General features: G+C 60.0%; 14 protein-coding genes. 7 read left to right on the top strand and 7 right to left on the bottom strand.

Annotated elements, in window-relative coordinates:
- Positions 1–205: 205 nt before the first annotated feature.
- Positions 206–763 carry a DUF4174 domain-containing protein gene (locus HU743_RS24270; protein ID WP_186651679.1) on the top strand — a complete coding sequence of 186 codons (558 nt, stop codon included), beginning with the start codon at positions 206–208 and terminating at the stop codon, positions 761–763.
- 180 nt (positions 764–943) lie between these two features.
- On the opposite strand, the gene ampC is transcribed toward HU743_RS24270, so the two are convergent.
- On the bottom strand, positions 944–2,110 hold the full coding sequence (gene ampC / locus HU743_RS24265) for a class C beta-lactamase (RefSeq protein WP_186651677.1): 1,167 nt from the start codon (positions 2,108–2,110) through the stop codon (positions 944–946).
- Between the two features lie 159 nt (positions 2,111–2,269).
- Between ampC and HU743_RS24260 the strand changes: the two genes are divergently transcribed.
- Positions 2,270–3,142 carry a LysR family transcriptional regulator gene (locus HU743_RS24260; RefSeq protein ID WP_186651675.1) on the top strand — a complete coding sequence of 291 codons (873 nt, stop codon included), beginning with the start codon at positions 2,270–2,272 and terminating at the stop codon, positions 3,140–3,142.
- Positions 3,143–3,404: 262 nt separating this feature from the next.
- Here the strand turns inward: HU743_RS24260 and gudD are convergent, their stop codons facing one another.
- The gene (gene gudD, locus HU743_RS24255; protein ID WP_186651673.1) at positions 3,405–4,748 is read right to left on the bottom strand and encodes a glucarate dehydratase; all 1,344 of its coding nucleotides are present in this window, start codon (positions 4,746–4,748) and stop codon (positions 3,405–3,407) included.
- 25 nt (positions 4,749–4,773) lie between these two features.
- Positions 4,774–6,120 carry an MFS transporter gene (locus HU743_RS24250; RefSeq protein ID WP_186549765.1) on the bottom strand — a complete coding sequence of 449 codons (1,347 nt, stop codon included), beginning with the start codon at positions 6,118–6,120 and terminating at the stop codon, positions 4,774–4,776.
- Positions 6,121–6,476: 356 nt separating this feature from the next.
- Between HU743_RS24250 and HU743_RS24245 the strand changes: the two genes are divergently transcribed.
- Positions 6,477–7,190 carry a FadR/GntR family transcriptional regulator gene (locus tag HU743_RS24245; protein WP_186549767.1) on the top strand — a complete coding sequence of 238 codons (714 nt, stop codon included), beginning with the start codon at positions 6,477–6,479 and terminating at the stop codon, positions 7,188–7,190.
- Positions 7,191–7,281: 91 nt separating this feature from the next.
- Positions 7,282–7,512, top strand: coding sequence for a hypothetical protein (locus HU743_RS24240; RefSeq protein WP_186651671.1), 231 nt, complete (start codon positions 7,282–7,284; stop codon positions 7,510–7,512).
- A 223-nt stretch (positions 7,513–7,735) separates the two neighbouring features.
- Here HU743_RS24240 and yegQ read toward each other — a convergent pair whose 3' ends face one another.
- Positions 7,736–9,067, bottom strand: a complete 1,332-nt coding sequence (yegQ, locus tag HU743_RS24235) for a tRNA 5-hydroxyuridine modification protein YegQ (protein ID WP_186651669.1) — start codon at positions 9,065–9,067, stop codon at positions 7,736–7,738.
- Between the two features lie 153 nt (positions 9,068–9,220).
- Between yegQ and HU743_RS24230 the strand changes: the two genes are divergently transcribed.
- The gene (locus HU743_RS24230) at positions 9,221–10,282 is read left to right on the top strand and encodes an AI-2E family transporter (RefSeq protein ID WP_186549773.1); all 1,062 of its coding nucleotides are present in this window, start codon (positions 9,221–9,223) and stop codon (positions 10,280–10,282) included.
- Here HU743_RS24230 and HU743_RS24225 read toward each other — a convergent pair.
- The 3 genes from HU743_RS24225 to HU743_RS24215 form a co-directional block, all read right to left on the bottom strand.
- Positions 10,279–10,461: a hypothetical protein gene (locus HU743_RS24225; RefSeq protein ID WP_186635141.1), complete on the bottom strand. Its 183-nt coding sequence runs from the start codon at positions 10,459–10,461 to the stop codon at positions 10,279–10,281. The two genes, HU743_RS24230 and HU743_RS24225, sit on opposite strands and share 4 nt — an antisense overlap.
- Positions 10,462–10,566: 105 nt before the next feature.
- The gene (locus HU743_RS24220) at positions 10,567–10,761 is read right to left on the bottom strand and encodes a hypothetical protein (RefSeq protein WP_025108897.1); all 195 of its coding nucleotides are present in this window, start codon (positions 10,759–10,761) and stop codon (positions 10,567–10,569) included.
- A 232-nt stretch (positions 10,762–10,993) separates the two neighbouring features.
- Positions 10,994–11,371: a hypothetical protein gene (locus HU743_RS24215; protein WP_186549777.1), complete on the bottom strand. Its 378-nt coding sequence runs from the start codon at positions 11,369–11,371 to the stop codon at positions 10,994–10,996.
- Positions 11,372–11,613: 242 nt separating this feature from the next.
- Here HU743_RS24215 and HU743_RS24210 point away from each other — a divergent pair, with 242 nt between their 5' ends.
- Together HU743_RS24210 and HU743_RS24205 are read left to right on the top strand one after the other, a co-directional pair.
- Positions 11,614–12,432 (top strand): shikimate 5-dehydrogenase, encoded by an 819-nt coding sequence (locus HU743_RS24210; RefSeq protein WP_186635138.1) that lies wholly within the window; start codon positions 11,614–11,616, stop codon positions 12,430–12,432.
- Positions 12,433–12,615: 183 nt separating this feature from the next.
- A complete protein-coding gene (locus tag HU743_RS24205) occupies positions 12,616–13,134 on the top strand; it encodes a cupin domain-containing protein (protein ID WP_186651667.1) in 519 nt (172 codons plus the stop codon).
- Positions 13,135–13,227: the final 93 nt, after the last annotated feature.

Genomic DNA, 13,227 nt, shown 5'->3' with positions numbered 1-13,227 from the left:
GGTGAACTCCATTTCGTTAGCAGAGCGGCCACCCTAATGCGCTCATAACCAGTAATCAAATCTGCGTAGCGATCGCTCCCGTCATGTTGCGCAATGTTCGGCCTGACCTAAGCTTCTGACAGAGCGATGCCTTTTTGCCAGACGCACCCGGAACAATCGCCACGATGCGCAATCAGTAGAGCGTGGATATCAAAAGGAGATGCGCATGCTCATCAGGTCCCTGACCCTGACATTCTTGCTGGCGATGGCCGGCCCCTTGTTCGCCGCCGACAGCGATTCCCCCTTGGCCGGGGACGTCGGGCGCGCCCGGCCGCTGATCGTGATCGCCCAAAGCACGGTCGATCCGGTGTGGCTGAGCCTGAAGAAATCGCTGGAAGACCCGGCCAATAAAAAGGGCGTCACCGACCGCAATATCAAGGTCTATACCATCCTCAGCATGTCCGGTCAGCTCGACGGCAAGGACATGGGCCAGCAGGACACCATGGCGCTGTTGCGCTCGCTGAAACTCGGCGCCGGTGCTTATCCGAAAGTGTTCCTGGTGGGCAAGGACGGCGAGACCAAGCTTTCGGCTTCGGGGGACGAAGCGAAGGCCCTGGACCTGAAGAAGATCTTCGAGACCATCGACGCCATGCCGATGGCCGAGAAAGAAGCCGCCGCTGCCGCCGCACAAGCACCCGCCGCCACCGAGCCAGAACCGGCCAAGGGTACGAAGCCGAGCAAACCGGCGAAGCCTGCCAAGCCGCCGCAAATGCCGGATGACTGATTACGCATGGCGTGAATGAAGCACGTCCCTGTGTGTGGCAAAGCCCCCACAGGTTTCTGTGGAATGCACAGATCCAGTGGGGGAGCGAGCCTGCTCGCGGCAGCGGTTTACGAGCGCTGAGAAGTGACCGATTCAGCGCATTCGCAAGCAGGCTCGCTCCCACAATTCATCTACCGGCCATTAGTCCACCAGTGCACCGAAAATCGTATGCGCAATCTTCACGCGCTCGGCATTCGGATAATTCTTGTTGGCGAGAATCACGATGCCGATCTTTTGCGACGGCACGAACGCGACATACGCGCCAAACCCCCGGGTGGAGCCGGTTTTGTTGAACAGCACGTTCGCCGGTTCGGGCTGGGGCGGGGTCAGCCAGTCGGTTTTATGCGCTTGCATCGCCATGGCTGTCGAGTTGCCGTTCAGCAACTTCTCCAGGCTGATCGGGTAGGCGTAGCGCTCCCAGCCCAGGCCCTGAGTCATGTCGCCGACGCGGTAGTAACCGGTGTGGGTGAGGGCGATGGCTTTTTGCAGGTCGGGGGCAAGGCTGGCCGATTTCAGCTGGGCTTCGACGTAGCGCAGGAGGTCGGCGGCGCTGGTTTTCATGCCGTAGGCTTCGGCGTCCAGCGCGCCGGGGCTGACGCGTACCGGCTGGTCGGCGCTGTCATAGCCTTGGGCGTAGAGCTTCGATTGCGCTGGCGGCACGCTGAGGAAGGTGTGCTGCAAACCGAGTTTCGGCAGCAGGGTTTGCGTCATCGCCTGGTCGAAGGGTTGGCCCAGGCTTTTCGCCGCCAGATAACCGAACAAGCCCAGACTCGGGTTGGAATACTGGCGATGGCTACCGGCCGGATACTGCGGTTGCCACTGTTGGTAATAGCCGAGCATCTTGTCGGCCGAATCCGCCTCGGCGGGAAATTGCAGCGGTAGCCCGCCGGCGCTGTAGGTGCCCAGTTGCAGCACGCTGATGTTGTCGAATGCAGTGTCTTTGAGCGCCGGCCAAAGCGTGCTCGCCTTGCTCGACAGGTCCAGCTTGCCGGTCGCTTGAGCGTAACCGGCGAGGGTCGCGGTGAAGGTCTTGCTCACCGAACCGATTTCGAACAGGGTGTTTTCGCTGACCTTTTGCCCGCTGTCCCTGGCGGCGATACCGTAATTAAAGTAATGCGCCTGGCCGTTGACTGTGAGGGCAACGCTCAGTCCGGCAATGTTGTTTTGTTGCATCACTGGGGTAACGGCTTGCGTGACCAGTGCCTGCCACTGCGCCTCGGTCGGTGTGGCCGCCTGGCAGACAACGCTGCTGAAGATCAAGGTGAAAGCGCTGTAGGAAAAGAGCTTGCTCGGCTTGAATGAACACATAAATGAACCACTCTCCATGAGTGTCGATTGTCGTATGCCGCTACACTGCGGCTGATTTTTTATCGGTTGGCTGATCAGCGCCGCCAATGTAGGCACTGTTGCCACACTGGACAAACGATGAAATCTCGCATGAGCCATTAGAAAAATTTGGGGCTGGGCATGATTCGACCGCAATTGCCACTCAACGCACTGCGCGCTTTCGAAGCGTCGGCGCGCCACTTGAGTTTCACCCGCGCTGCCGTGGAACTGTGCGTGACGCAGGCGGCGGTGAGCCATCAGGTCAAAAGTCTGGAGGCGCAACTCAACGTCACCCTGTTCAAACGCCTGCCCCGCGGGCTGATGCTGACCAGCGAGGGGGAAACCTTGCTACCGGTGCTCAGCACCTCATTCGATCACATCGCGCAGATGCTCGAACGACTGGCCGGCGGTCAGTATCGGGAAATGTTGACGGTTGGCGTGGTGGGGACATTTGCCGTGGGCTGGCTGCTGCCGAGGCTGGCGGACTTCCGGGCGAAACATCCGCACATGGATTTACGCCTGTCGACCCACAACAACCGTGTGGATGTGGCCGCGGAAGGCCTGGATTATGCGATCCGGTTTGGCGCCGGGGCGTGGCATGGCATCGAGGCAACGCGTTTGCTCGACGCGCCGCTGTCGGTATTGTGCGTGCCGGAAATTGCCCGGCAATTGCAGTCGCCCGGGGATCTGTTGCGTCAGACCTTGCTGCGCTCCTATCGCACCGATGAATGGCCGGAGTGGTTCCACGCCGCCGGCCTGGCCACTCAGGCGCCACCGCCGCAGAGCATCGTCTTCGACTCGTCGCTGGCAATGATGGAGGCTGCATTGCAGGGCAGCGGGGTGGCGCTGGCGCCGCCGCTGATGTTCGCCCGGCAACTGGCGGCGGATGCGATCTGCCAGCCGTTCGCGATCGAGATCACAACGGGGAGTTATTGGTTGACGCGGTTGCAGTCGCGACCCGAAACGGCGGCGATGGCGGCGTTCAAAAGCTGGCTGCTGCAAATCTCTCGCTAAACAGATCCCTGTGGGAGCCGGGCTTGCCCGCGAAAGCGCAAGATCAGTCGACACATTCGTTGACTGGCTCACCGCCTTCGCGAGCAGGCTCACTCCTACAATGACCGGGTCTGCCCACAATATTTGTGTTCGGCCCAAAACCCTGTGGGAGCCGGGCTGATCTGGCCCGCGAAAGCGCTAGATCAGTCGACACATCATTGACTGGCTCACCGCCTTCGCGAGCAGGCTCGCTCCCACAGTGGGTATCAGTGCATCTGCAGATTCATCGCACCAGACAAGGCCGCTTGTTATCGAATTTCCAGCCCGGGATCAGGAACTGCATCGCCACGCTGTCATCCCGTGCGCCGAGGCCCATGCCCTTGTACAGTTCGTGGGCCTTGGCCACTTGATCCATGTCCAGTTCGACGCCCAGCCCAGGTTTCTTCGGCACTTGCACGCAGCCGTCGACTATTTGCAGCGGTGCCTTGGTCAGGCGCTGGCCGTCCTGCCAGATCCAGTGGGTGTCGATGGCGGTGATATCGCCCGGCGCAGCGGCGGCGACGTGGGTGAACATGGCCAGGGAAATATCGAAGTGGTTGTTGGAGTGCGAGCCCCAGGTCAGGCCCCATTCGTGGCACATCTGCGCCACGCGCACCGAACCCTGCATGGTCCAGAAGTGCGGGTCGGCCAGCGGGATATCAACCGACTGCAACTGGATCGCGTGGCCCATTTCGCGCCAGTCCGTGGCGATCATGTTGGTGGCCGTTTTCAGGCCGGTGGCGCGACGGAATTCAGCCATGACTTCGCGCCCGGAATAACCGTTTTCCGCACCGCACGGGTCTTCGGCATAAGCGAGCACTTGATGCTGGTCGCGGCACAAACGGATTGCCTCTTTCAGTGACCAGGCGCCGTTCGGGTCGAGGGTAATCCGCGCCTCGGGAAAGCGCTCGGCCAGTGCCGTAACAGCTTCGATTTCGGCATCGCCGCTGAGCACGCCACCCTTGAGTTTGAAATCCTTGAAGCCGTACTTCGCATGGGCCGCTTCGGCCAGGCGAACCACCGCTTCGGCTGTCATGGCTTTCTCATGACGAACACGGAACCAGTCGTTGTCGGCGTCCGGCTCGCTGCGATAGGCGAGGTCGGTCTCGCGCTGATCGCCAACGTAAAACAGATAGCCAAGCATCTTCACTTCATCGCGCTGCTGACCTTCACCGAGCAGCGCCGCGACCGGTACGTCGAGGTGTTGACCGAGCAGGTCGAGCAGGGCAGCTTCCAGGCCGGTGACCGCGTGGATGGTGATGCGCAGGTCAAACGTCTGCAAGCCACGACCGCCGGCATCGCGCTCGGCGAAGGTCTGGCGCACTTGATTTAGAATCTTCTGGTAGGTGCCGATCGGGCTGCCGATGACCAGATTGCGCGCGTCTTCGAGGGTCTGGCGGATGCGCTCGCCACCAGGCACTTCGCCGACGCCGGTGTGGCCGGCGTTGTCCTTGAGGATGACGATGTTGCGGGTGAAAAACGGCCCGTGGGCGCCGCTCAGGTTGAGCAGCATGCCATCGTGACCGGCCACCGGAAGGACCTGCATATCAGTGATGATCGGAGCTTTGGCGGTGTCGTGAACAGTCATTGTTGTTTTCCTTGTCGAGACGAAGTCAGGCGTGTTTCGGCGCGGCATCGGCCACGGCGATGTCAGCAGTGCGTTTCGGCGTGGTGCGTGCTGCGAAGACGATGATCGCGGCGATGATCGAGGTCGCGGCCAGGCCGTAGAGGCCGCCCTGGATCGAGCCGGTGTGTTGTTCGAGCAGGCCGAAGGTGGTCGGCGCGACGAAGCCGCCAAGATTGCCCACCGAGTTGATCAGCGCGATGACCGCTGCGGCGATGCGTGCATCCAGATAGGCCTGGGGAATCGGCCAGAACAGCGACGAGGCGGACTTGAAGCCCAGCGCCGCAAAGCAGATCGCTACAAAGGCGAAGATTGGCCCGCCAGTGGTGGACATGAACATCCCCGCCGCCGCGATCAATAGCGCCGTGGCAACCCACGCCTGTTGGTGTTTCCACTTCGCCGAGAGCGAGGCGAAGGCGTACATGCCGACAATCGACAGCAACCACGGAATCGAGTTGAACAGGCCGACCTGCACGTCGCTGAGTTCGCCCATCTTCTTGATGATGCTCGGCAGCCAGAACGTCGCGGCATAGATAGTCAGCTGGATAAAGAAATAGATCAGGCAGAACAGAATAATCTGGCGATCCTTGAGCAGTTTGCCCATGGACGGCCGGATCGGCGTCGCGGCTTCGCGGGCCTTCTGCTCATCGTCGATGGCAGTCACCAGTGCGTCCTGCTCGGCGCGCGTCAGCCATTTCGCATCGTGGGGTTTGGCATCGAGCCAGAACCAGACGAACACGCACAGGCACACCGAGAACATTCCTTCGATGAAGTACATCCACTGCCAGCCGTGCATGCCCAGCCCGTTGATTTGCAGGAGCAGGCCGGACAGCGGGCCGGAGATCAGCGACGCGATGGCCGAGCCGCTGAGGAAGATCGCAATCGCCTTGCCGCGCTCGACGCCCGGCAGCCAGCGGGTGAAGTAATAGATCACTCCGGGGAAGAATCCGGCTTCGGCGACGCCGAGCAGGAAACGCAGGATGTAGAAGTGGGTTTCGTTCTGGATAAACGCCATGCAGGCCGCGACCACGCCCCAGGTGAACATGATGCGGGTCAGCCAGATGCGTGCGCCGACTTTTTGCAGAAGCATGTTCGACGGTACTTCGAACAGCGCGTAGCCGATGAAAAACAGACCGGCGCCGAAGCCGTAAGCGGCGGCACCAATGCCCAGGTCGGTTTCCATGTGAGTGCGGACGAAACCGATGTTCACCCGGTCAATGTAATTGACGATGAACATGATCACGAAGAGGGGCAGGACGTGGCGTTTGACTTTCGAGATGGCCGAGGCGAGCGTCGGGTCGACGCTTTCCTGAATCCCGGAAACGGAGGTTTTCACTTGGTTTTCTCCCACGGATTATTTTTATGCGGGTAGGGCTGGGTACTGCGTTGTTGATAGACATCATACAACTGAAATTTTTTGTCCTACAAGTATTGGTTCGCGATTAAATTCATCTGAGCAGATCTTTGGTTATGCTTTTTTAACCAAGGTTGCCGTTTTTACGGGCTTTTAGGCAGGTGTGGCGAGCGGTCCCCAGGCGTGCGAGTTGGTTTGCGGCGTAACGGCTTGTAGATTCGCCGTTGTTCTTTTTGAGTGTTGTCATACAAGTTGGTCGCGTTGTTCGCGCTAAAATCGATCTCAACGCTGATCAACGCAGTGCTACGATCCACAAGCCCTGTCCGCCGGAATCGACCATGCAAGAAGACCTCGACGCGCCCGCGCGCAAACGCACGCACAACCTCGCTCACGACCTGGTGGAAAAACTCACCCAGAGCATCCTGCTCGGACAGATGTTGCCCGGTGACAAGCTGCCTTCCGAGAATTCCATCGTTCAAGAACACGGCGTCAGCCGCACAGTGGTGCGCGAGGCGATTTCCAAGTTGCAGGCTTCAGGGCTGGTCGAGACGCGCCACGGCATCGGCACGTTTGTCATCGAACGCGCGCCTGAGCAGGGCTTGCGTTTGAATGTCGACACGGCGCTCGGTGTGCGCAGCATTCTCGAATTGCGCCTGGGCCTGGAGACGCAGGCGGCGGCACTGGCGGCGCAACGGCGCACAGAGCAGCAATTGCTGCAAATGCGTCAGGCGCTGGATGATTATCAACGGCTGCTGGACAACAACGACAGTTGCGTGGAAGCCGATCGGCGTTTTCATCTATTGATTGCCGAGGCCACCGGTAACGTCTGCTTCAGCGAGATCATGCAGCACCTGGGCAGTGCGATGATCCCGCGCAATCGACTCAATGCCGCCGAGCGTGGGGCGGCGGATCTGAGCAAGCTCGGGCAACTGGCGAATCTGGAGCACGAGGCGATTCTCAATGCGATCAAGCGTCAGGATCCGGATGCCGCGCGCGCGGCGATGTGGCTGCACCTGACCAATAGCCGCGATCGGTTTATCGCCCAAGGATGACGCCGCTGGTCTGACGCGTCGCACGCTGTCGTCAGTCGCGTTTCCAACGACTATGGCCCGGGTGTTCCGGGTGTTTTTCGTGAGGTGCACGATGGCTGACGATTCGTTGTTTCCGGGCGGCATTGCGCCCACCGACCAGACCCGCCCGGTGTCCGGCATCGACGAGCCGACCCTGAGCGATCACGACGCGCCGCCGGGCATGGATCCGGGACGCGATCCATTGAGTGATGCCGACCGGCCGGATGACTGGAAAGATCCTGCGGCGGACGACGATGTGCCGCCAGCGGATGAGCCGACGCCGTTGTCGGACGATCGACGCTAACAGGCGATTCGCGCTATTGATAGTCGCCTTGTAGGGCCTCATCGCGAGCAGGCTCACTCCTACAATACGGGTACACTACAAAAACATTCTAGGAGTGAGCCTGCTCGCGATAGCTGAATACAATTCACCGAAAATCCTCAGTCAGCCCGAAGCTGCTCGAACCGCTCCAAGCCCATGCCTCACATCCAACGCCAACCCACTCATCAACCGATGAAGCGGCTTTTCATCCCCCACGCAAATCGCGCATCAACAAGCCAAACCGCAAATCCACCGCATCCGGGATCGGCACATACACCGTATGCCCGTCACCCGGTGCGACCTCGATTGCCTCGCCGGTGAGGCTCTGCAACTGGTGCAGATCAAAATGGAAATTGCCCTTGGGCGTCATCAATTCCAGATGATCGCCCAGGGCAAAACGGTTTTTCACTTTCACTTCGGCCAGGCGATCCCGGCGCTCACCGGTCAGTTCACCGACAAACTGCTGACGCTCCGAAACCGAGCTGCCGTGCTGATAGTTCTGGTATTCGTCGTGCACATGCCGACGCAGGAAACCTTCGGTGTAGCCGCGCTGGGCCAGCGATTCGAGGTCGGTCATCAAGCTGCGATCGAACGCGCGGCCGGCCACGGCGTCATCGATGGCGCGGCGATACACCTGAGTGGTGCGCGCGCAGTAGAAGTGCGACTTGGTCCGGCCTTCGATTTTCAATGAATGCACGCCCATGCGCGTCAGGCGTTCGACGTGCTGCACGGCACGCAGGTCTTTGGCGTTCATGATGTAAGTGCCGTGTTCGTCTTCGAAGGCTGGCATCAAGTCGTCGGGACGGCTGGCTTCCTGCAACAGAAACACCTGATCGGTCGGTGCGCCGAGGCCCAAGGTCGGCTCGGGCTGGAAGGTCTGGACGATCTCGCCGAGCTGATTTTCCGTGGCCTCCTGCGCTGAATATTTCCAGCGGCAAGCGTTGGTGCAAGTGCCTTGATTGGCATCGCGTTTGTTCATGTAGCCGGACAGCAGACAGCGCCCGGAATAGGCCATGCACAGCGCGCCATGGACGAACACTTCCAGCTCCATGCCCGGCACGTGCTCGCGGATCTCGGCGATTTCTTCCAGCGATAACTCCCGCGACAGAATGATCCGGCTCAACCCTTGCTGCTGCCAGAATTCGACGCTGGCCCAGTTCACCGTGTTGGCCTGCACCGAGAGGTGGATCGGCATCTGCGGGAAGTGCCGGCGCACCAGCATGATCAACCCCGGGTCGGACATGATCAGTGCGTCCGGGGCCATTTCGATCACCGGCGCCAGATCCTTGAGAAAGGTTTTCAGCTTGGCGTTGTGCGGCGCGATGTTGACCACCACGTAGAAGCGTTTGCCCTGGGCCTGCGCCTCTCGAATGCCCACGGCCAGATTGGCGTGGTCGAATTCGTTATTACGCACGCGCAGGCTGTAGCGCGGTTGCCCGGCATACACCGCATCAGCGCCGTAGGCGAAGGCATAGCGCATGTTTCTCAGGGTGCCGGCGGGGGCGAGCAGTTCGGGGGCGGCAAGGGTCGCAAGCATAGTGTCGGTCGCAAAAGCCGCGCAGGGTAGGGCAGGCGGGGCGAGGATTCATTGATCTGGATCTATGCTCCATGAATAAAGATGGCACTCGCGCGCACCGCGGCTGACTAAGGGGTGCGGGCGTGCGTGACGCCTGACTGACATGGATCGGACATGAACGAAAAGAGCTTGCAATTCAAATCCCTGACTGTGCTGTTGGTGTTGGTCACCGTGGCCTTTATCTGGATTCTGCTGCCGTTCTACGGCGCGGTGTTCTGGGCGGTCATCCTCGGCATCCTGTTCGCGCCGATACAGCGCAAGTTACAGCTGAAATTCGGCTGGCAACGCAACCTGACATCGCTGTGCACGCTGAGTCTGTGTCTGGTGATCGCGATTCTGCCGGTGATCATCGTCAGCATCTTGCTCGTGCAAGAGGGGGCGACGGTCTACAAGAATATCGAAAGCGGTCAGTTGGACATCGCCGCGTATCTGGCGCAGTTCAAGCAGAGCCTGCCGCCGTATTTCCAGAACCTGCTCGATCGTTTCGGCATGGGCGAACTCGACAGCCTGCGCGAGAAAATCGTCAAGACTGCAATGCAGGGCAGTCAGGTGTTGGCCACGCAGGCGTTCAGTTTCGGCCAGGGCACGTTCGAGTTCGTGGTGAGCTTTTTCATCATGCTGTATCTGCTGTTTTTCTTTCTGCGTGACGGCCCCGAACTGGCGCGCAAGATGCGCACCGCCGTGCCGCTGGAGGAAAACCACAAGCGCCGTCTGCAATTGAAGTTCAACCGGGTGGTGCGTGCGACGGTCAAGGGCAATGTGCTGGTGGCCGTGACGCAAGGTGCGCTGGGTGGGGCGATTTTCTGGTTTCTCGACATCCCCAGCGCGTTGCTGTGGGCGGTCTTGATGGCTTTTCTGTCGCTGTTGCCAGCGGTCGGCGCGGGGATTGTCTGGGCGCCGGTGGCGGTTTACTTCCTGCTCAGCGGGATGATCTGGCAGGGCGTGGTGCTGGCGGGGTTCGGTGTTTTCGTGATCGGCTTGGTGGACAACGTGTTGCGCCCGATTCTGGTGGGCAAGGACACGAAAATGCCGGACTACCTGATTCTGGTTTCGACCCTCGGCGGCCTGGCGGTATTTGGTCTTAACGGCTTTGTGATCGGGCCGTTGATTGCCGCGTTATTTCTGTCGAGCTGGGCGCTGTTCGTCGAAACCAAACCCAAGGTGCAACTGCCTTAGGCCCGGAACGCACCGGCGCCGAGCTGTTGCGACAGCGCCTGGGCAGCGGGCAGCGAAGTGAGCGGGCCGCTGATCGGCTCGCCGTCGCGCACCAGATACCAGCAGGCAAGCAGCCCCGACGCCCTGAGCGCAGCGGGAACGGCGCTGCCGATAACCGACATGATTTGAACCTGAGCCATGACGCGTAACCTCCATCCATCTGATGGGGCTACCTTAGGGACTCGTCGGCCCGACGGACAATCAACGCTTTCGATAGTGGTCATTGATGCCAGTGAGGTCTGGCGTCAGTCGACCACCTGATCGAGCATGTGCACGACTTCGCGCTCGTTGAGCAGTCCTTTGTGCACCAGGTTCTCGGCCAGCAACGAAAGAAACTTGGCGCAGCGATGGCCTTCCAGGTGCTTGAGCTCGGTGAGTGCGCTGTACACCTTGCTTGAGGTGCACAAACCGACAATGCGGTGCGGGTTTTGTGTGGGCATACCGTCGTCCTTGTTGTTATCAACCTGTTGTTTACGGACGGATTCAGATTGCGGTTCCGTCATGACAAAGAGGTGACCGTTTGATGAAAAAAGTCAGAGCGGTCAAAACCATCATGACGACTTTAGCCGCTGAAACTGTCCTCACAGCGACCTTGGCGAGATTTTTTCAGACCTTCGCCGACCAACGGTCATAAAAAAGCCCCGCTGAAAAAGCAGGGCTTGGCTCGCTGGATTACCAGCGCGGGCCGCCGTAATAACCATGTGGCCCACCGTAGTAGCCGTGTGGCCTGCCGTAATAGCCGCGCGGCGGACCGTAATAGACAGGGGCCGGCTGCACGTAGACCGGTTGTTGCACATACACCGGCGCCGGTTGGTAATAGACCGGTGGCGGTTGTTGCACGTAGACCGGTTGTGGCTGCACGTAAACCGGCTGCTGCTGTACATACACCGGCCGATCCTGATTGATCAGTGCCGAGCCGATGATGGCCGAGCCGACGATCGCGCCAAACACCGCCGGGCCCTGCCAGCCATGGCCACCACCCGCTTCAGCCTGGCCGGTGACCGCGAGTGCGCCAATCAACAAAGCCATGATGGGAAGTTTACGAATCATGATAAGTCCTCGGTTCTTCGACCCGGCGCCGCGGCCTGAACCAGGCCCACAGTTGTCGCGGGGATACAGCTAAGACAGCAAAATTGGCAAAATCAGCACGGCTGCCGGGTAAATTTTGTGTAAGGTCTGTACCGGCTTCTTTACCGCGCCGCGCCGCGCCTTTGACAAGCCTTAATATGATTCAGAACCCGATGGACTGGCCAATCCCGTCCATCCGAAAGTGCGTTTGAAGGAGAAGTTTCATGCAGATGAACCCGAACAAAGACACCCGGTTGTGCATGTCCCTGTCCGGACGTCCTGGCAATTTCGGTCTGCGTTTTCACAACCATTTGTATGAGCAGTTGGGCCTGAATTTCTATTACAAGGCGTTCGCCAGCCAGGATCTGGACGGTGCGGTCCGCGGCATCCGGGCGTTGGGCATTCGCGGCTGCGGCGTGTCGATGCCGTTCAAGGAAGCCTGCATTGCGCTGGTGGATGAGCTGGATGCGTCGGCAGCCGCGATCCAGTCGATCAACACCATTGTCAACAGCAACGGTCATCTGAAGGCCTATAACACCGATTACATCGCTGTCGCCCAATTGCTGGTAAGCCACGCGGTGCCCAAGGATTCGACGTTCGCCCTGCGCGGCAGCGGCGGTATGGCCAAAGCCGTGGCCAGTGCCTTGCGTGATGGCGGCTATAAAAACGGTTTGATTGTCGCCCGCAACGAGCGGGCCGGGCATGCTTTGGCAGATTCGCTGGGCTATCGCTGGCAGGCCGAACTGGGGGATGAGCGCCCGCAGATGCTGATCAACGTCACGCCGGTGGGCATGGACGGCGGGCCAGAGGCAGGGCAACTGGCGTTTGCGCCTGAAGCGATTGAAGCCGCTGACACGGTTTTCGACGTGGTCGCGATTCCTTCAGAAACGCCATTGATCGTTCGCGCCCGGGCCGAGGGCAAGCGAGTGATTACCGGGCTGGAAGTCATTGCGATCCAGGCACTGGAGCAATTCGTACTGTACACCGGGGTGCGGCCGAACGAGGCGCAGTTTGCGGCGGCGGTGGATTTCGCCCGTAGCTGATTGAGTTTTGTATTGGCTGGGCGGACCTCATCGCGAGCAGGCTCACTCCCACAATTGAAATGCAATCAATCTGTAGGAGTGAGCCTGCTCGCGAAGGCCGCGCTGCAGTGTTCGATCAATCTCTATAATCCTCCACAACTAGCCCAGACCTGCCCACCACAAAAACCATAACCGAGGCCGCCCATGCATCCACCCATCCTCAACCTCAACGAGGTCGAACTCCAACCCCTGCCCGAAGCCCTCGCCCCCGAAGGCGAAACCGCTGGACGCTATCAACAGCGATTCGCACGGATCGGCCAGCAACTGGGCGCACAAAAACTTGGTTATCGGCTTTACGCGCTGCCGCCGGGCATGCGTGGCAGCCCGTTTCACAGCCATCGGGTCAATGAGGAAATGTTCTACGTGGTGGCCGGCGAGGGCGAGGTGCGGCTGGGTGCCGAACGTTTTCCGATTCGCGCGGGCGATGTGATTGCCTGCCCGCCGGGCGGCCCGGAAATGGCCCATCAGATCATCAATACCAGCGCGGCCGAATTGCGTTATCTGGCCATCAGCACGCAGCAGCAGCCGGAAATCTGCGAATATCCGGATTCGAACAAATATGCGGTGATGGACAACTTCACAATCGACAGCGAGGGCAATGCCTCGGGCTTTGTCGCCGTGGCGCGGCAGGCGGATGGCGTGGATTATTGGGATGGGGAATAACAGATCTGGAATTCGCTGATGTCCACTGTAGGAGTGAGCCTGCTCGCGATAGCGGTGTGTCATTCAAATCAGTTGTGCCTGACAATCCGCTAT

The organism is Pseudomonas sp. SWRI99, assembly GCF_014270125.1.
In the GTDB taxonomy this organism is placed as follows: domain Bacteria; phylum Pseudomonadota; class Gammaproteobacteria; order Pseudomonadales; family Pseudomonadaceae; genus Aquipseudomonas; species Aquipseudomonas hamedanensis.
This window is presented reverse-complemented; position numbering and strand designations above follow the sequence as displayed.